20 protein-coding genes and 1 pseudogene are annotated in these 18282 nt (G+C 62.6%); 10 read left to right on the top strand and 11 right to left on the bottom strand.

From position 1 onward, the window contains the following. Positions 1-99 precede the first annotated feature (99 nt). Positions 100-1017: a nucleoside hydrolase gene (locus tag JQ587_RS05705; RefSeq protein ID WP_212424646.1), complete on the top strand. Its 918-nt coding sequence runs from the start codon at positions 100-102 to the stop codon at positions 1015-1017. Positions 1018-1024: 7 nt separating this feature from the next. Here JQ587_RS05705 and JQ587_RS05700 read toward each other — a convergent pair whose 3' ends face one another. Together JQ587_RS05700 and JQ587_RS05695 are read right to left on the bottom strand one after the other, a co-directional pair. Then, entirely contained in the window at positions 1025-1963 is a 939-nt protein-coding gene (locus JQ587_RS05700; RefSeq protein WP_212300742.1) for a YVTN family beta-propeller repeat protein, read from the bottom strand. Positions 1964-1965: 2 nt separating this feature from the next. After that, entirely contained in the window at positions 1966-2532 is a 567-nt protein-coding gene (locus tag JQ587_RS05695) for an SRPBCC family protein (protein WP_212424645.1), read from the bottom strand. A gap of 456 nt (positions 2533-2988) precedes the next feature. Here JQ587_RS05695 and JQ587_RS05690 point away from each other — a divergent pair, with 456 nt between their 5' ends. Next, positions 2989-5061: a DUF1217 domain-containing protein gene (locus tag JQ587_RS05690; protein WP_212424644.1), complete on the top strand. Its 2073-nt coding sequence runs from the start codon at positions 2989-2991 to the stop codon at positions 5059-5061. Between the two features lie 12 nt (positions 5062-5073). Here JQ587_RS05690 and JQ587_RS05685 read toward each other — a convergent pair whose 3' ends face one another. The 5 genes and pseudogenes from JQ587_RS05685 to JQ587_RS05665 form a co-directional block, all read right to left on the bottom strand. Beyond that, entirely contained in the window at positions 5074-5871 is a 798-nt protein-coding gene (locus tag JQ587_RS05685) for an AAA family ATPase (protein ID WP_212300745.1), read from the bottom strand. A gap of 76 nt (positions 5872-5947) precedes the next feature. Further along, positions 5948-6355 (bottom strand): annotated as a pseudogene (locus JQ587_RS05680) (AAA family ATPase); the annotation flags it as partial. Positions 6356-6466: 111 nt separating this feature from the next. Continuing rightward, positions 6467-7327, bottom strand: coding sequence for a PCC domain-containing protein (locus tag JQ587_RS05675; RefSeq protein WP_212424643.1), 861 nt, complete (start codon positions 7325-7327; stop codon positions 6467-6469). 9 nt (positions 7328-7336) lie between these two features. After that, positions 7337-8944: an acyl-CoA synthetase gene (locus JQ587_RS05670; RefSeq protein ID WP_212424642.1), complete on the bottom strand. Its 1608-nt coding sequence runs from the start codon at positions 8942-8944 to the stop codon at positions 7337-7339. Positions 8945-9049: 105 nt separating this feature from the next. Then, positions 9050-9547 carry a hypothetical protein gene (locus JQ587_RS05665; protein WP_212424641.1) on the bottom strand — a complete coding sequence of 166 codons (498 nt, stop codon included), beginning with the start codon at positions 9545-9547 and terminating at the stop codon, positions 9050-9052. On the opposite strand from JQ587_RS05665, the gene JQ587_RS05660 reads away from it, so the two are divergent. The 3 genes from JQ587_RS05660 to JQ587_RS05650 all read left to right on the top strand — a co-directional run bounded on the left by JQ587_RS05660 (position 9546) and on the right by JQ587_RS05650 (position 10904). Further along, positions 9546-10010: a hypothetical protein gene (locus JQ587_RS05660; protein ID WP_249154183.1), complete on the top strand. Its 465-nt coding sequence runs from the start codon at positions 9546-9548 to the stop codon at positions 10008-10010. The two genes, JQ587_RS05665 and JQ587_RS05660, sit on opposite strands and share 2 nt — an antisense overlap. A 91-nt stretch (positions 10011-10101) precedes the next feature. After that, positions 10102-10617: a DUF3828 domain-containing protein gene (locus JQ587_RS05655; RefSeq protein WP_212424640.1), complete on the top strand. Its 516-nt coding sequence runs from the start codon at positions 10102-10104 to the stop codon at positions 10615-10617. Positions 10618-10628: 11 nt separating this feature from the next. Continuing rightward, positions 10629-10904: a GNAT family N-acetyltransferase gene (locus JQ587_RS05650; RefSeq protein WP_212300751.1), complete on the top strand. Its 276-nt coding sequence runs from the start codon at positions 10629-10631 to the stop codon at positions 10902-10904. Positions 10905-10953: 49 nt separating this feature from the next. On the opposite strand, the gene JQ587_RS05645 is transcribed toward JQ587_RS05650, so the two are convergent. Next, complete coding sequence (locus tag JQ587_RS05645; protein ID WP_212300752.1) at positions 10954-11352, bottom strand: SPW repeat protein; 399 nt, start codon at positions 11350-11352, stop codon at positions 10954-10956. Between the two features lie 200 nt (positions 11353-11552). Next, positions 11553-12488 (bottom strand): tetratricopeptide repeat protein, encoded by a 936-nt coding sequence (locus tag JQ587_RS05640; RefSeq protein ID WP_212300753.1) that lies wholly within the window; start codon positions 12486-12488, stop codon positions 11553-11555. Positions 12489-12592: 104 nt separating this feature from the next. Between JQ587_RS05640 and JQ587_RS05635 the strand changes: the two genes are divergently transcribed. Further along, the gene (locus JQ587_RS05635; RefSeq protein WP_212300754.1) at positions 12593-12868 is read left to right on the top strand and encodes a GNAT family N-acetyltransferase; all 276 of its coding nucleotides are present in this window, start codon (positions 12593-12595) and stop codon (positions 12866-12868) included. A gap of 53 nt (positions 12869-12921) precedes the next feature. On the opposite strand, the gene JQ587_RS05630 is transcribed toward JQ587_RS05635, so the two are convergent. After that, positions 12922-13335 (bottom strand): DUF3597 domain-containing protein, encoded by a 414-nt coding sequence (locus JQ587_RS05630; protein ID WP_212300755.1) that lies wholly within the window; start codon positions 13333-13335, stop codon positions 12922-12924. 335 nt (positions 13336-13670) lie between these two features. On the opposite strand from JQ587_RS05630, the gene JQ587_RS05625 reads away from it, so the two are divergent. After that, positions 13671-14579, top strand: coding sequence for a DUF2189 domain-containing protein (locus tag JQ587_RS05625; RefSeq protein WP_212300756.1), 909 nt, complete (start codon positions 13671-13673; stop codon positions 14577-14579). Positions 14580-14715: 136 nt separating this feature from the next. Beyond that, the gene (locus JQ587_RS05620) at positions 14716-15540 is read left to right on the top strand and encodes a lytic murein transglycosylase (protein ID WP_212424639.1); all 825 of its coding nucleotides are present in this window, start codon (positions 14716-14718) and stop codon (positions 15538-15540) included. A gap of 76 nt (positions 15541-15616) precedes the next feature. Here JQ587_RS05620 and JQ587_RS05615 read toward each other — a convergent pair whose 3' ends face one another. Next, positions 15617-15943 (bottom strand): hypothetical protein, encoded by a 327-nt coding sequence (locus JQ587_RS05615; protein WP_212301105.1) that lies wholly within the window; start codon positions 15941-15943, stop codon positions 15617-15619. Between the two features lie 630 nt (positions 15944-16573). Between JQ587_RS05615 and JQ587_RS05610 the strand changes: the two genes are divergently transcribed. Both JQ587_RS05610 and trmFO read left to right on the top strand, forming a co-directional pair. Further along, positions 16574-16726 (top strand): DUF1127 domain-containing protein, encoded by a 153-nt coding sequence (locus tag JQ587_RS05610; RefSeq protein WP_007590701.1) that lies wholly within the window; start codon positions 16574-16576, stop codon positions 16724-16726. A 126-nt stretch (positions 16727-16852) separates the two neighbouring features. Then, a complete protein-coding gene (gene trmFO, locus JQ587_RS05605; RefSeq protein WP_212424638.1) occupies positions 16853-18280 on the top strand; it encodes a methylenetetrahydrofolate--tRNA-(uracil(54)-C(5))-methyltransferase (FADH(2)-oxidizing) TrmFO in 1428 nt (475 codons plus the stop codon). The last annotated feature ends 2 nt before the right edge of the window (positions 18281-18282 follow it).

Below are 18282 nucleotides of genomic sequence, written 5' to 3'. Positions count from 1 at the left end.
CGATCGCGCGTGGCATGGTGGGTTACGCCTTGCGCCCTCGTGTGCTGAAGCACCGCGCGTGTGATCGGCTAACCCACCCTACTCTCACTTGGAGAGCTCATGACACTCACGGACGCAGCCCGCCTCAAACTCCTGGAACCTCCCGTCGGCAAGGTCCGCGTCGTGCTCGACACCGACACTTATAACGAGATCGACGATCAGTTCGCGCTGGTGCAGATGCTGCTGTCGCCGGAGCGGTTCGACGTCGAGGCGATCTACGCCGCGCCGTTCTTCAACCCGCGCGCGGACAGTCCCGGACACGGCATGGAGCTGAGCTATCAGGAAATCCTGCGTCTGCTGGAGCGTCTGAATGTCGCGCCGGATGGTCTGGTTCATCGCGGCGTCACCGACTATATCGGCCCCGGCAAGGCGGCGCAGACGGCGCCCGCCGTTGACGACCTCGTGGTCCGGGCGCGCACCGGTTCCGCCGAAAATCCGCTTTTCGTCATCGCCATCGGCGCCATCAGCAACGTCGCCTCGGCCCTGCTCAGGGCGCCTGACATCATCGACCGGATCGTAGTGGTCTGGCTTGGCGGCCATGCGCTGGAATGGCCCGATACCGTCGAGTTCAACCTCAAGCAGGACGTCGGCGGCGCGCAGGTGCTGCTTGACAGCGGCGTGCCACTCGTCCTAGTGCCGTGCAAGGGCGTTACCTCGCGCCTGCACTCGACGGTGCCGGAGATCGAACGCTACGTCGAACCGCACGGCGGCATCGGCGCGTTCCTCGCGATGCGGTTCAAGGAATATTCGTCCGACCACATGGGCTGGGCCAAGGAGATCTGGGACATGGCGCCGGTCGGCTGGCTGCTCGATCCGATGTGGGCACCGAGCGTGATCATCCCCGCCCCCGTTCTCACCGATCAGATGACGTGGAGCATCGACCGAAGGCGGCATCCGATCCGCTACGTGACCTACGGTCGCAACCCAATCCTGAGGGATTTTTTCGTGAAACTGCGGGAATTCGCCGCGTCGAAATAGCGCTGCCCTACTCCGTCTTCCGCAAGAACGCCCCGAACGCGCGCGGGCCGTCGCCGGTCTTGACCTCGCCGATCACCTTGAGGTCGGTGGCATCGATGATATCCAGCGTGTTGCTCTCCCAACAGGCGACGATGATGCGCTTGCCGTCGGCGGTCGCATTGATGCCTTCGGGGTAATCGCCGACATTGATGCGCTTGATCGGCTTCAGCGTCGCAACGTCGAACACGCTGACCGTGCCACCATATTGATCGGTGACGAAGCCGCGGCCGAGCGTCAGCGCCACGGCATAGGGCCGCATCCCGACTGGCACACGGCCGATCTCGCGTGCCTCCGCGATGTCGATCACGGAGACGTCGTTGGAGCCGACATTGGCGGTGTAGGCGCGCTTGCCCTCGGCATCGATGGTGACACCGAACGGGCGCGTGCCGACCTTGATGACCGCCTTGCGCTCGCGCGTTGCGGTATCCACCACCGAGACGCTGTCGTCGTCGCGGTCCGCCGAGAGCAGCAGCTTGCCATCAGGCGTCACCGCGAGCCCCGATGGCGAGGCCCCGACGGTGATGCTGGCGGTGACGCTGCGCGCCCCCGCATCGATCACCCGCACCGCAGCCGCGTACCAGTCGGCGACATAGACTGTCTTGCCGTCGGGTGTCACGGCGATGCCGAGCGGCCCACCGCCGACCTCGATGCGGCCGGCGACCTGCCGTGTGGCGGCGTCCACCACCGTCACCGCCTTGGCATCGGGGCTCGTCACATAGGCAAAGCGGCCGTCCGCGGTGACGGCAACGCCCGCCGGCTTGCCGCCGATCGGGATGGTCGCGACGCTGCGCGACGTGGCGAGGTCGACGACCATCAGGTCGTCGCTGAGCTGGTTGGTGACGAACGCCTCTTCCGCCGAGGCGTTCGCGACGCTGGCGGCGAGCGCCGCCAGGACCAGGACCCGCACGGTCAGCTTCCGCTCTCGATCTTCTTCTTCAGCGCTTCGAGGCCGGTCTGATACAGCCCCTTCACCGCCTTGACCGAGGCCTCATCGCTCAGCTCTGGCGGCGGATCGTTGTTCGGAAAGCCGCGATAGAACGCGCCGGCCCATTCCAGCGTTGCACCCTTGCCGTCGGCGCTCGGCGTCACCGTCAGCGTCGAGGAATAGTTGTTGACCGGCAGCACCTTCACGTCCACGGCAGTGATCCGGTATGAATAGGTCATGGCGGCGGCGTCAAACTTGTAGAGCTCCTCGTCGACCGTGGCACCTCCCGTCAGGGTCAGCCGCCGCGTCGCGCCGATCTCATTGCCCTTCTCGCCCTCAGTCTTGGTAACCGGCGGCAGCCAGCTCATATCCTGGAAATTGCCGATCACTGCCCAGACCTTGGCCGCCGGCGCATTGATCTCGATGGATTCCCGCACCTTCTGCCGGGTCGGGCCATGCGCCCTGGCCGGGACAAAAGCCGCCGTCAGAGCCATCCCCGTCACTGCAAGCACCGCCACCCCGGCGATCGCACGACCGATCGTCTTCCTCATCTCGTTTCCTCATCCTTTCACCAGGCGCGACTTGAGGCGCGCTAAGGGCATCGTAACGCATTTTTGGACCCTGGGGAGACTGCTTCGTGGCGACGGCGTGGCGGCAATGCTGCCCGCGGCCTAGAAGCCCATGCGTTGCCCGGCGGGCAAGGCGCGCCAGACGATGGTCAAATGGGTCCAGAGCGAATACTTCGCTTTACGCGAATTCGGAAATACATCATGTCCCGGGCATTCCAGGGAAAAGAACCTCCTCCCACATCTTGCTTGCGGGAAGCTTGCCGGAGAGATGCATCCGATGCGGCGCTTGGACGCAAGCGACACCTAAGGTTGCCACTCAGAATCGCAGTAATGAATTGAAACAATGTTTCTGAGTGCTGGCATGAAGCCAGCCCCTGCCTTGCGACCCGGCAATGATTGACGGACGTCCAGGACCCGCCGAGCCGTCAGGAATTCCCCATGGTGTCCACCTACTTCAGCTACAGCTACGTCGCGCGCAATCTCACGCAGTCTCTGACGCGGGTGGCGCAGCAATCAGACGTATCGCGCGAAGTCCTCTACTACAAAGCCAACATCGGCAAGGTGCGGACCGTCGACGACCTGATGAACGACTATCGCCTGTATCATTACGCGACGAAGGCCTTTGGCCTGGAAGACATGGCCTATGCCAAGGCCTTCATGAAGAAAGTGCTGCAGAGCGATCTCACGGACTCCAAGGGCTTTGCCAATACGCTGATCGACAAGCGTTACCGGGAGTTTGCCGCGGCCTTTTCCTTCGCCAGCGGTGAAACGAAGGTCGCGCAATCGGAGAACCAGACCGACGACATGATCGGACTGTACACGGCGGCCATGAAGAGCAACGTCGATGCAGTTGCCGCCGACACGACATACTACAATGCCAAGATTGGCAGCGTGACCAGCGTCGACGAGCTTCTCAACGACGATCGTCTTCGCAACTATGTCGCGTCGGCTTTCGGGATCGATCAGAGCAAGTGGCCACGCGACACGATCAAGCAGGTCCTGTCCAGTGACCCATCCGACCCGAACAGCTACGTCAATGTCACCTTCTCGTCCCAGCTGGATGGCCTCAACGTCCAGCTAGCTCAAGCCAAATCGGATGCAACCGACGCCAGCACGAAGATCGCCGACTACACGGCTCAACTGTCGCAACCCGGCGCTGACGTCGATCAATTGAACGTCCAGATATTGGTCGAAAGATACCGCCTGCAGTCCGCCGTGAGCAGCATATCAAGCACCAACGACGCCATCGCGATGACGGGCCGGTTCATGAACCTGGCCGGCGCGTTCGAATTTTCGCCCGACGGATCGCTTCCACCAGGCACCTCCGCGCAGACCGGTGCAAACCTCGCAAGCACGAACCAGAGTTTCGACAACAGCAAGTCGGCTGTTTATGCAGCGGCAAGTCCGCTGCAGGAAGCCTTGGTCATCGGGCAATTCAGAAAAGCCATTCCCAATGTGAATACGCTGCAGGCGCTGGTGTCCTCGCCCGTCGCGTATAATTTCGCGCTGGCAGCAGTCGGCCTCGACCCTACACAAGTCTCGCAGTCCACCGTGAAGGCTGTGCTCGAAAGCGACCTCAACGACCCCAAGAGCTATGTCTATACGCTCAAGGACGATCGATACGTCAAGCTCGCGCGTGCGTTCAACTTCGACGCCAAAGGCAATCTGACGACACCCCTGGCGGCCCAGGATTCGGCCGAAATCCTCGATATCGCGAAAGACTACGTCATCGCGAAATTGAAATCTGCAAGCACGCAGGACCAGGCGAAAGTCAAAGCTCAAGCCCAGAAGGAAGCGACGGACTATCAACAGTCGATTGGCACCATCAAGAGCGATTCCGATCTGCTCTCAAACAGGAATCTGGTCGACTTCATTCTGGTCGCCAAGGGTCTGGAGCCTGCGAACGTGAGTACCGCCTATCTCAAGAAGATCTTCGCCTCCGATCTCAACGATCCCAAGAGCTTCGCGAACACGGAGAGCGATCCGCGTTTTGCCGAGATCGCGGCGTCGTTCAATTTTGACAGCAAGGGCAACGTCGCGCGACTTGCGATGATTGGCCCGCAAAAGCGCGATCAATTTCTCGCAACGCAAAAGAACTATCTCGAGCAGAGCCTGGAGCAACAGCAGGGGGATACAAATCCCGGCGTTCGTCTGGCGCTGTATTTCCAGCGCATGGCGGGACACGTCACGTCCGCTTACGACATCCTAGCCGACAAGGCCCTTTCGGAAGTATTTCGCACCACCTTCGATCTGCCTGACCAGATGGCTTCGATGCAGATCGATCAGCAAGCCAGGATCGTGGAAAAATACCTCAATCTCAAAGATCTCGGCGATCCCGCGAAAGTTTCAAAGCTGCTCAGCCGTTTCTCGGCCATGTACGACGCAAAGAACGCCAGCCAGACCTACTCGCCCGTGCTCGACCTCTTCCAAGGATCGAGCTCGACAGGGATATCGGGCTTTAATGAATCGACCTATCTGGCCATGACGAAAATGCGCGCCAGCCCGTGGTGATCGACCGCTCACTTATTCCGCCAGCGTCGCCTCGACGAAGCCGCGCGGGTCGGCGCAGAACTCTCGCATGACCCGATAATGATCAGTCTGCTCGACCGTTGTCGGTTCGAGGCCATATTTGCCGAGTCGAAGCAATTGCGCATTGGGATAGGCCATCAGCAGCGGCGCGTGGGTCGCCATGATGACCTGACAATTGCCGGAGAGATCCATGCGATGCAGCAGCTTGAGAAAGTCCATCTGCCGCGCCGGCGACAGCGCCGATTCCGGCTCGTCGAAAATGTAGATGCCCTGCTTCTGGCAGCGCTCCTCGAAGAAGACCAGAAAGCCCTCGCCATGCGAAAAGGAGAGATAGTCCGGCGCTTCCTGAACGCTCGCACCAAACACGCCTTCCATGGCTGTCGCTGCATCTACCGCCGAGCGGTCCAGATAACGCGCGACCGAAAAGAATGTCTCCGCCCGAAAGAACCAGCCGTCGGTCACCTTCGGCACCCACGCAGCCCTCAACGCTGACGACAGCTCGTCGCCGGTGATCTCGATGCCGCCGCCGTCGAGCTCATGAAAACCCTTGCGCCCGCCGATGCTCGCAAAGCCGGCCATCCCTGCGATGCCTTCGAGGATAGTCGACTTGCCCGTGCCATTCTCGCCAACGATGATCGTAACGGCGGCGTCGAAGCTGTGGTCGAACTCGTCCCTGAACACCGGAAGGCAGAACGGATAAGCCTCCCAGTCTTCAACCCGTGCGCGGTCGAGCCAGACGCGCCTCAGATAGGGCGCACGCAGCGTGGTTTGTCGGCGTCTTTTCCTGCTCATTTGCTCTGCCCCCTATTCATCCTGCAGCGCGGCGTCGATGAACCCCGCAGGATCTTCGCAGAATCCCGAACGGGTCATCCAGCGCGGCCTGATCGAGGTATCTCGCGACCGAAAAGAAGCTTTCGGCACGAAAGGACCAGCCATTGGTGATCTTGGGCAACCAGCTTGCGCGCAGCGCCTTCGACAGCGTCCCACCCATCTTTTCGAGCGCCATGGAGTGATCGACCGGCCTGTAGCCCTTGCCGCCGCCTGCTTCGTCGTAGCCGGCGAGCGCTGCAATCCCCTCCAGGATGGTAGACTTGCCCGTGCCGTTCTCCCCGACAATGATCGTGATGGGCGTGTCGAAGCTGAACTCGAAATCGTCTGCGAAGATCGGAAGACAGAATGGATAAGCGTCACGATCGCCAACCTGCGACGGATCGAGCCAGACCCGTTTCAGGTATGGCGCCGGCAAATTGATCGTCCGATTGCCCCTTCGACCCATATGACCCCTCCGCCGATCCCCAACTCGGGTTCCATGCCGTCATTGGAACATACCAGGAACACCGGAGATAGGAAAGTAGCAATGAGGAGCGGCAGCACGCCTCAGTCGTGGTTAGCCGACAGGCTCCAGCACCAGCTCCATGGTCATCAGCACGGGATTGTCACCGCGAACCAAGCCCCCCTCGGCTATGCCACCGGTGTAGTCGATGAGGGCGACGTCGAGCGCGGCCTCCAGCGCGCCGGACCCTCCCGGCGCGATCGTCCCGGCGGCGATCGCAAGCTCCGTGGCAAACGGTTCGGTCGTGCCGCCATGGGTGAAGCGCGCACCGATGGTCGAGCCGACACCGCCGTGGATTTTGGCGTGCGCAATGCCGTGCGCCTTGCAGAAGGCTTCGAGGCAGCCAGCAAAATCCTGGTTGGGACGCAGCCGCAGCGCGAAAGCGCGGCTGCTCGTGCGCGCACCCGTGCTCGCGGCGGCGACAGGCCCGAACAGCTTGAAATTGGTCTCCGGGTCGGGCTCGGCGGTGAACATCGCGCCATCGATGCCGAAGGCCTGGACCTCGAATGGCTCGGCAACAACCGTCTCGTCCGGCAGCATGTGGCCGCCGCTGGCCTTGCCGTCCGCCTCGGTCCACAGTCCGTGGCAATGAAAGAACGGCGCACCGTCGCGCGTGCCGAGCGTCATGCTGCCGAGCCGCGTACGCGTCACGCCCGCGGGCCGATACGTGTCGCTGTAGAACGCGGCATTCTCGCCGGTCTTCGACAATGCCGGCATCACATAGGCGAACGGCCCAAGCGCCCCGCTGCCGAAATTCAGGACGCCGCCCGCAAAGCCCTCCGCCGCAAAGCCGCGGCGCGCGGCTTCCAGCAGCGGCAGGCCTGCTTCAAGCGTGAACGAGAAGGCACGCCCCCTCGCCTCGACCCACTGGATGCGTTCGGCGACAGCTGCGCCCGGCTGCTTGATCGTCCGCATCACCGACGCTCAGCCTGTCTTGGTCTGGTCGAGATCGAGCAGCCCGCGCGCCTCGAGTTCGTCGCGCACCATGCGCTTCGGCACCTTGCCGTAACCGGATTTCGGCAGCGCCTCCCAGAAGAAGAACCGCTTGGGCATCTTGTAGCGCGGCACCTTCGGCGACAGGAACGCCGCCATCTCCGCTTCGCTCACCGGCTTCGCGCCGTCGCGCGCGACGCAGACGGCGACACCGACCTCGCCCCAGGTCGCATCGGGCACGCCGAGCACGGCTACCTCGCCGACTCCGGGATGGGTCAGGATTTTTTCCTCGATCTCGCGCGGATAGATGTTGGAGCCGCCGGAAATGTACATGTCCGACGCGCGTCCCGTGATGTAGACGAACCCCTCCTCATCCATGTGACCGAGATCGCCGGTCCGGAACCAGCCGTTGCGGAATGCCTTCGCATTGGCTTCCGGATTGTCGTAGTAGCCGGCGAGCACCGCAGGCCCGATCACGCAGATCTCGCCGCTCTGGTTCGCCTGGAGCTCGCGGCCCTCGTCATCCTGGATCGAGACCTGCATACCGGTCCGCTCGAAGCCGCAGGTGCCGATCTTCGCGTGCGGGCCATCCTCCGGATCATGCAGCGCCGCCGGCAGTACAGTGATGTTGCCGGTGACCTCACCGAGGCCGAAATACTGCACGATGACCTTGCCGAGCTTCTTCAGCGCAGCCTTCTGGTCCTCGCGATACATCGGCGCGCCGGCATAGATCACGTGACGCAGCGAGGAATGATCGTATTTGTCGACCGCGGGATGCTCGATCATCATCTTCAAAATGGTCGGCACCGTGAAGAGATTGCCGACCCGATGCCTTTCGATCAGGCGGAACGCCTCGTCGATGTCGAATCTCTCGGTCGGCAGCAGCACGGTGCAGACGCCACGCGCAGTCTGCACCAGCTGATGCACGCCGGCGCCATGAGAGAGCGGCGCCACCACCAGCGACGCATCCGCTTCCGTGACACCGGGGGTGAGATCGGCGAGATGATTGGTGACGACGAAGCCCATCTGGCCGTGGGTCAGCACCGCGGCCTTGGAGCGGCCGGTGGTACCGGACGTGAAGAAGAACCAGCAGGGATCGTCGTGCTCGACCGCGACGTTCTCGACCACTTGGCCTGCCTGCGAGGCTATGGCGTCAGCAACCGAGCGCTCGCCGAACGAGGCCTTGCCGTCGATGCTCCAGGTGAATTCCAGTGCACTTCCTTTCACCGCCGCCGCGTGCTCGGGAAAATCGACATGGCAGAGAAACGCCTTCGCGCCGGAGGCCTGCGCAAGATAGGCGACCTCGTCAGGCATCAGGCGGAAATTGGTGGGCACCCAGACCGCGCCGAGCCGGAACGCCGCAAACATCGAGACAAACATCTCGTTGCCGTTCTTGGAATGGACGAGAATGCGGTCGCCTTTGGCGATGCCGCGCGCAGCAAGCGCCGCCGCCAGCGCCGAAACCTGCGCATCGATTTCGCGCCAGGTCCAGGATTTGTCACCCCAGACGAAACCTGGGCGCAATCCATGCCGCCGTGCATTCTGGGTCAGCATGTAGGCGAGATTCATGACGCGGCGGGACATGCGGAGCGGCTGCATCGGGCTTCCTCTTCGACGGCAGACAGCACGCAAGCCATCTGCTCATTGCAGCCCATTTATCGCCATCGAACGCGGCCCTGCAAGGCCACGATCCGCGCATCTGCCCTACGGTTTCCTGAATTCGAACGGCGTCGCCGTGATCGCCTTCTCCTTGACGCAGACCTGCGCGCCGAAACCACCGCAATAGCTGCCATGCAGGTCGAAGCGGATGACACGCGCCGCGCCGCGCTTCATCGGCGGTGCCACGATGGCGTAGCTGCGGACATAACCGTCGAACACAGCACGGACGCTGCCGTCCGGCCACGTCACCAGAATGTCCAGCGCACAACCGCCGGTCCCGCAATAGGTGCTCTCGCGGTCGCCACACTTGGTGTCGCGGAAATCGACGATGTAATCGTCGCGACCGTCACCGGTCAGGTCGATCTTGCGCACCGTATCCGGCGCGAAGGTCACCGCACCACCGCCCTGGCTGTCGCATTCCTCATTGGCGTAATGCAACGCATTCTGCACGGCAGGTGGATAGTCGGCGGGATTGAACGGCTTGGCGTGGTCAGCACGCGCGGCGGCCGTGAGCATCGTGAGCAGGACGAACAGATAGCGCATGCGCGTTGGTCGCCTGCGCGGTCGCAATTGTTCAGGGAATTTTAAACATGATCGGCGCAACTTCCATCAGTTGTCGCGTACAGAGTGTCCCATCATGGTCAAAGCGCCCGCCTTTCTCCTGCTGTCGCTGGCGCTTGCCGGATGTGCCGTGGCCCCGCAAGCGCATTTGGCTTCAGATCCTGCCTTCAGGCCCGCCCGCTACGCCTGGGATGGCGCTGGCGAAGATCCCAATCGACCACATACCGCCGCCCAGCCGTCGCGAGCAGCGCGCACAGTCGACGCATCCGAGCGAGCCAAGTCGCAGGCCGGGCTTCAGCCTTATTCGAAGGAATGGTGGCAGGCCCAGGACGGCATCGAGGCCGAGCAGGACGCCAAGGTCAATCGCTCCCTGGTTATCTGCCAGGGCTGCCTCCGCCCGAAACAACCGCCGGAAGATTCGCGGCTCGCCAAGGCGGTCGATTGAACCGAACTACGCCTCCGCCGCTCTACTGAGATACCGCGCTGACGTGGCCATTCCGGCCTATCGTCGCGAGCCAACATCTCAGGGACGAACAATGCTCACCCGCCGCAGCCTCGTTGCCGCCTCTCTCTTCGCCGCCGCCACGCCCGCCTTCGCTCAGGCGCCCACCGCCAACGATCCCGTCACAATCCTGACCGCGATCTACACCCGCGCCGCCAAAGGAAAAGGCGATGGTGGCGCCGCCTTCGTCATCGAGAACAAGGCCGCGAAAGCGAAATATCTCTCCAAGGCGCTGGTTGCGCTGTGGGCCAAGGCGGATGCGCATACACCGAAGGGCGACGTCGGGCCGATCGATTTCGATCCCGTCACCAATTCGCAGGAACCCGACGTCAAGGCGTTCAAGGTTGACGCGGAAAAGATCGAGGCCGACAAGGCGACGCTTGCGGTGACCATCACCGGCCACCGCAACGACCGCAAACCGGCCGACCGGATCGTACGTTACGACTTCGTGCGCGAGACTGGCAGCTGGAAGATCGACGACATCAAGGGCTCTTCGGACGGTGAGGCCTGGTCGATCCGCAAGATGCTGACGGAGACGCTGAAGAGCTGACCGGAGACACCATGAGCGACGTCATCGACAACAAGGCCCATCACCGCTTCGAGCTCGAGGTGGAGGGCCATCTCGCAACCGAGCACTACAAGCTCGAAGGCAACATCATCACCTTCGAGCATACCGACGTGCCGAAAGAGCTCGGCGGCAAAGGCGTCGGCTCAAAGCTGGTGCAAGGCGCGCTCGATCAGGTCCGCGCGAGGGGCTTGAAGCTGATCCCGCAATGCCCGTTCGTGAGGGCGTGGATCGAAAAGCACCCGGACTATGCGGATATGGTGCAGCAATGAGCAAGCTCAGGCCCGCCGGTCGCGCGGCGGGCCTGCCGACATTCACGGCCTATTGCCCGTGCCTCAGCAAGTCCTGGTCACTCAGATCCCAGTCCTGCCACAACTGCAGCACGCCCAGGATCACCGCCACTGCGCCGAGACTGGTGTGGTAGATCCGGAGAAAGCCTCCGCCAGAATAGCCGAGCACATAGGGCGAGACGATGAGCCACAGCCCGACCAGGATCGTCGCGACCTCCTGCCAACGCTGCAAGGCGACGTATTCGAGCTGGCTTAGGCCAAATATGACGAGGCCGACCGCGACCGCGTTCAGGACCATCGCCTGGTGTCCGGCGATTCCCGGCTGATCCTGGATGGGAAACCACGGCGAGGCGACAATCAACGCGCCCAGCAGCATCCCACACCAGTCTTCCCATGTGCGATGAGTATTCAAGAAACCAAAGTCCGACATTGTATCCTCCTACAAAAGAGGCATACGTCGGGCGGCTGGCAATCATGACACTCCGAATGTCTAGCGACCCTGCCGGCCGCATTCGGGCGTATGTCCTGCAATCGACGTGGGAACCGCCACGGAACTTGCAAGAGCGATATCGGAAATTATTCACGACCGCCGCTCCACATTCACGGCAAGGAATTCATGACGCACTGCGGCTACAGCGCTCCAAGCTTCTGGAGCGCCTCGCGTGCGGTCGGCAGGCCGGGGCGCAACTCCAGCGCCTTCCTGAAATCGGCAATGGCGCCCTGCTTGTTCCCAAGTCTCATCTTGGCCTGACCGCGATTATTCCAGGAGAACACATCAGACGGATCGTACTCCAGCGCCTTGTCGTAGTCGGCGAGTCCGCCCTTGTTGTCGCCTTGGTAGAGCCGGATCATACCGCGGTTGCGCCAGCCGCGCGCATCGGTCGGCGCGACCCGGATCGCCTCGCCATAGTCGGCGGCCGCGCGGTCGAGCTGCTCGCTGTCGCGATAAACGTTGCCGCGGTCGATATAGGCAAGCAGATCCGGCGCGAGCTTGATCCGCATGCTGAAGTCGGCCAGCGCATGCGCCGTGTCGTGCTTGCGGGCATAGACGTAGCCCCGATTGGCGTAGGCGGTGGCATAGCTGGGATTACGCTTGATCGCCGCGTCGAAATCGGCGATGGCGCCGTCGAGATCGCCTTTGTTGTACCGAGACTCGCCGCGATTGCTGTAGGCCATCGCCAGCGAGGGATCGAGCTTGATGGCTTCGTCGTAGTCGGCAATGGCGCGATCATAGTCGCGCTTGAAGCCGTAGACGCGGCCGCGATTGTTGAAGGCGCAGGCGTAAGCCGGGTCGAGCTTGACCGCCTCATCGAGATCGGACAGCGCCGCATCGAGCTCGCGTTTCTCGGTCAGGCCGTGACCGCGATTGCAATAGGCGCCGGCGAGCCTCCGGCCGGTCTCGCTTCTTGCGTCGATCACGGTCGAGCAGGCTTTCACCCGCTCATCCGGCGTGCTGGTGAGCCCGACACAGGCTTCCCAGGCCGGACCACCCTCGGCGGCGGCCGGGACCGGCGCCGTCGAGACGACCATGGCGAGCAAGGCCATGAGGCTGAGCGGGACACGCATTTTGCAGATATCTCCCCTGCGGCAACCTCCCTTGGTCGCGCCTTGGCAAGGGCTGGTTCAGGCGCCTAGATCAGGGAATAAGCACGGCTTCGGAAGGATCGGGGATGACGGCAACGGTACGCGACAACAAGGACAGGAGCCGCTTCGAGCTCGATGTCGGCGATGAACTAGCCTTCGCAAATTACCGGCTGACGCCGTCGGCCGTCATCATCACCCATACCGAGACGCCGCGTGCGCTACGCGGCCGCGGCATAGCCTCCGAATTGATCAACGGCGCGCTCGACCTGATCCGGCGCGACGGCAAGAAGGTGGTCGCGGGTTGTGGCTTCGTCGTCGATTATCTCGACAGGCATCCGGAGAATGCGGATCTCGTTGCCTGAAATGAAAAGGGCCCGCGACATCGCGGGCCCTTTGAGGTCGACCGATCCGTCGGTCAGTGCTTGATTTCAGGCGGCAGCTTGCCGCCGTTGGCGGCGAGCTTGGACATCACTTGCTTGTGCAGCCAGACGTTCATGCTGGCGGAGTCGTTCATGTCGCCGGTGTAGCCGAGTTCCTTGGCAAGATCCTTGCGCGCGGCAAGGCTCGAATCGACGTCGAGCGCCTTCATGAGGTCGACGATCGAGGTGCGCCACTCCAGCTTCTCGCCCTTGTGCGCCGCGACGGCCGCGTCGACGATCGCGGCGACGTCCACCGTTGCTGCGGGCGCGGCTGCCGGCGCAGACGCTGGCGCCGATCCGCTCGGCGCGGCCCCTGCAGGCGCGCTACCCGCGGGTGCGCCGCCGGCGGGCGCCGCGGAAGCCGGATGGCTGCCGAAGATTGCGCCCATGATTTTCCCGAAAATGCTCATGTCTGCTCCCCGAAAAGGATCCCGTTGGAAGGCCCCGAATGGGGCCCTTATAGATGAAGTTTCTGCATTGCGCCCGCGCTGTTCACGCGACCCACAAGCAGCATGAGCTTATCTGCGGCGAAATGACGACCGAATGACGTCGTCAAGGTTGCGCTGCGGCATCGAATCTCACCCAAGCGTGAGGGACAGGACTCGGAAATGGGCGTAGGCTTCGTGTTCAGCTCGCGATGCCATCCGGAATTCGCGCCTGGTTGGACTCGCGAAACTCAGAAGAGCGGCCGCTTGCGCCGTTGCCGGCGCCAAACTCGGCTGCATGGCAAGGGAGCAAGCCGACCATGGCCACACTCTATCAGGGCAATGTCCCCACGATGGGCCGGACCGCAGACGGGGCTGGACCGGTAATCCGAACCATCCGACTTTCCGACCTGCACGACGCGCTCAAGCGCGGCTGGGAAGATTTCAAGGCGGTGCCGAGCCACGCCATCATTCTCTGCGTGATCTATCCTGTGCTCGGCCTCGTGATCGCGCGCGTCGCAATGGGCTATTCAGTGATACCGCTGCTGTTTCCGCTGGCCGCGGGCTTCGCCCTGATCGGCCCGTTCGCAGCGCTCGGCCTCTACGAGCTCTCGAGCCGGCGCGAGCGCTATGAGGAAGCCAGCGCCTGGGACGCGATGGACGTGCTCCGCTCCCCGTCTTTCGGCGCCATGCTCGGTCTCGGCACGTTGCTGCTCGCGTTGTTCGTGACCTGGGTCGCGACCGCGCAGGCGATCTATATTGCGGCGTTCGGCTATGAGGGCGTGACTGGAATCTCGGACTTCGTGACGCGCGTGCTGACGACATCACAGGGCTGGTGGCTGATCGTTGTCGGCTGTGGCACGGGCTTCCTGTTCGCACTCGCCGCGCTCTGTATCAGCGCTGTATCGTTCCCGCTGATGCTCGACCGGCATGCCGGCGCGTTCGAGGCGATGGTCACCTCGCTCCGCGTCGTCGCCAAGAACCCGGTGCCGATGGCGGCTTGGGGCCTGATTGTCGCGGTGCTGCTCGCGCTCGGCACCATCCCCGCGTTTCTCGGGCTCGCCATCGTCATTCCCCTGCTCGGCCACGCCACCTGGCATCTCTACCGCAAGGTGATCGTCTCCGAGCCCGGCGCACGGCCGGTGCCGCCTCCACCGCAGCGTCCGCGCAAGCCGGCCGCCGACTTCCCGGCCAACCTGTTCCCCTGGCGAAATCGGAGGGACGCCTGACGATATCGTGACATGCGAACCTGCCCGGGCTTGGCTCGGGCAGGCTCTGCGCGCTACCATACGCCTTGCTTTGGCCGCGGTTACAACCGAGATTGCGCCCGCCGGTCAGATCACTTCACGGAATCCATTTCATCTGATGACCCCGACGATTTCTCGTCTCGCTCTCGCAGCCTTCGCCCTCTCCGCATCCATCCTGTCCGCCCAGCCAGCACTTGCCGCTGTTGCCTGCGGCTCAGGCAATTTCGACGCCTGGCTTGCGGACTTCAAAACCGACGCTGCGGCCAAGGGTATCTCGCAGCAGGCCATCACCGCCGGACTTGCCGGCGTGACGCTCGATCAGAGCGTGCTCAACCGCGACAAGTCGCAAAAGGTCTTCACCCAGACCTTTGAAGAGTTTTCCGGCCGCATGGTGCCGCCGCGGATGACGCGCGGCTCCAACATGATGAAGCAGTACGGCTCGGTGCTGTCGCGCATCGAGCAGACCTATGGCGTGCCCGGCGAGATCCTGGTCGCGATCTGGGGTCTCGAGACCGATTTCGGCGTCAACACCGGCAAGTTCGCGACGATCCGCTCGCTCGCGACACTCGCCTATGATTGCCGGCGCGCCGAGCAGTTTCGTGGCGAGTTGATGGATGCGTTGCGCATCGTCCAGCGCGGCGATCTTGCGCCAGCCGACATGAAAGGCGCCTGGGCCGGTGAACTCGGTCAGACCCAGTTCATGCCGTCATCCTGGATGAAATATGCCGTCGATTTCGACGGCAACGGCAAGCGCGACCTGCTGCATAACGCGCCCGACGTGCTCGCCTCTACGGCCAACTATCTCGCCGGCTACGGCTGGCAGAAGGGCAAGGACTGGCAGCCGGGCAGCCCGAACTTCGCGGTGCTCCAGCAGTGGAACAAGAGCGAGGTCTATTCCAAGACGGTGGCCTATTTTGCTACCCAACTCGCGCACGCCCCCTAAGACGCGCACTAAGACAAAACGCATAGGGCCGATCGCCCGGCGACCGGCCCTCTCTTGGATTGCGTTACCTACCCGATTACTTGCCCATGGTGGCGTGCATCGCCTTGTTCAGATGCATGCCGCACGCCCCCATTTTGCCGTTGAGTAGCGCGTCCTGGGCCGCCGTGACCTCCTTCTCAGCGACGAACTTGCTGTCGCCGTCCGGCATCGCCTCGATCGCGGTCTCGGTCTTCTCCAGATTGGCCCCGCTGCAGCCGCCCATGGCGTGCTTGGCGGCCTGAGCCGGCGCGACGGCCAATGCGACGGCAGCAATTGCGATAACCCCGAGTAACTTCGTCATGATGTTACTTTCCTTCTCTTGTTCTTGGAACAGAGCCAGCGACATTGCCGGAATCTGCAACATGACTTTGCTGCTGACGCGGCAACTTGCCGCAATAAATTCCGCGCGAGAATTGCGTGATGTTGCGCAGCGCGCAGAGCCGCATGCGAAATTTCTGATTTTCATTACAACTTCGTAATCAGAATCTGCACGCTGGGCGTGTGTGCAGCGCATCATGGGACAATTGCCCTCAGGATCTTTCGCAGGACCGTCCGGCACCGCTGCGAAAACGTCCAAAATCAGCTAGAGCCCAAGCTCGGACTCCTCCGAAATTAGAGAGAATCTCGCCCAGTAAAAGTGAACAAAGATTCATTTCTAAAAAAACCAGATCATGCGAATCACGCATATCAGACTTGGGCTCACGAGCTAACATGACGCCCTCGCAGGTCACGGGAATGTAACCTATTTTCTGAACAATCAGAATCTAAGATGGATCTATAAACCCGTGATTTCACGGGATTTATTGCTTATCATCCGGGGTTTCGCCTGGCTACTGGGCGGGACTCTCGACAGGTTAATCGCTCCTTACCTGCGCCATGCGCGCTACGCTTAGCTGCATCGCAACATCGGAACTTTCGCACTGCACTACTCTCACCTATATTCATTTCAACGATGAGGCCCGGCAAGGGCTGAATCGAACTACAGGAGACTACCATGCTGCTCTCACTTATCCGTATGATCCAAGCTTTCCGGGACTATCAGCGCAATGTTGCCGAGCTGTCCCAGCTCAGCGATCGCGAACTGGCTGACATCGGCCTCGATCGCTCGGACATCCCGCGCGTTGCCGCCGGTCAGTATCAGGGCTGATACCGTTCAGCCTTTCACCGGACGAACCGATAGCGCCCGCCTCGTGCGGGCGTTGTCGTTTCTGATGGCAGAAAACTCGATCTCGGCGATTCCACTGACCGCCGAAAAGCGCTACCTGTCCGCCCCATGACAGGACCCCAATCCAATTCCGTGCACGTCATCGGCGCCGGCCTTGCCGGCTCAGAGGCCGCTTGGCAGGTGGCCAAGGCTGGCGTGCCCGTAGTGCTGCACGAAATGCGGCCGGACCGCATGACCGAGGCGCACCGCACCGACGGGCTCGCTGAGCTCGTCTGCTCCAACTCGTTCCGCTCGGACGACGCCGCCAACAACGCTGTCGGCCTGCTGCATGCTGAGATGCGCCGCCTCGACTCGCTGATCATGCGCGCGGCCGATGCCAATCAGGTGCCCGCCGGCGGCGCGCTTGCGGTCGACCGCGACGGCTTCTCGGCCGCCGTCACCAAGTCCCTGAACGACCATCCCCTGATCGAGATCGCCCGCGGCGAGATCGCGGGCCTGCCGCCGGCCGAATGGAGCAACGTGATCGTTGCGACCGGGCCCCTCACCTCGGCGCCCTTGGCCGACGCCATCCGCGAGCTGACCGACGAAAATGCGCTCGCCTTCTTCGACGCCATCGCGCCGATCGTACATCGCGAATCCATCGACATGTCGGTGGCCTGGTTTCAGTCGCGCTACGACAAGGTTGGCCCCGGCGGCAACGGCGCCGACTACATCAACTGCCCGATGACCAAGGAGCAGTATGACGGCTTCGTCGCCGCGCTGATTTCAGGCGAAAAGACCGAATTCAAGGAATGGGAGACCAACACGCCCTATTTCGACGGCTGCCTGCCGATCGAGGTGATGGCGGAGCGCGGTCCCGAGACGCTGCGCCACGGCCCGATGAAGCCGGTGGGCCTCACCAATCAGCACGATCCCGCCACCAAAGCCTATGCGATCGTGCAGCTACGCCAGGACAACAAGCTTGGCACCCTCTACAACATCGTCGGCTTCCAGACGAAGCTGAAGTATGGCGAGCAGCAGCGCATCTTCCGCACCATTCCGGGGTTGGAGAAGGCCGAGTTCGCCCGCCTCGGCGGCCTGCATCGCAACACCTTCCTCAACTCGCCAAAGCTGCTCGACAGCCAGTTGCGCCTGCGCGCGCAGCCGCGGCTGCGCTTTGCCGGCCAGATGACGGGCTGCGAAGGCTATGTGGAATCCGCCAGTGTCGGCCTCATCGCCGGCCTCTATGCGGCTGCCGACGCGCGCGGCGAGACGCTTGCGAGCCCGCCGGCTACGACGGCGCTCGGATCCTTGCTCGGCCACATCACGGGCGGCCATATCGAGACCATCGAGCCGGGCACCCGCTCGTTCCAGCCGATGAACATCAATTTCGGCCTGTTTCCGCCGCTCGCGAGTGCGCCGACGAAGAAGCCGGACGGCACGCGCCTGCGCGGCAACGAGAAGACGGTGGCCAAGAAGCAGGCGATGAGCGCATTGGCGCTCGCCGATCTCGATCGCTGGATCGCCGATCATTTGCGCATTGCCGTAGCCGCGTGAGT

The organism is Bradyrhizobium manausense, from assembly GCF_018130615.1.
GTDB classification, from domain to species: Bacteria; Pseudomonadota; Alphaproteobacteria; order Rhizobiales; family Xanthobacteraceae; genus Bradyrhizobium; species Bradyrhizobium manausense_A.
The sequence above is the reverse complement of the archived record's forward strand: the minus strand, read 5'-3'. Positions and strand labels throughout refer to the sequence as shown.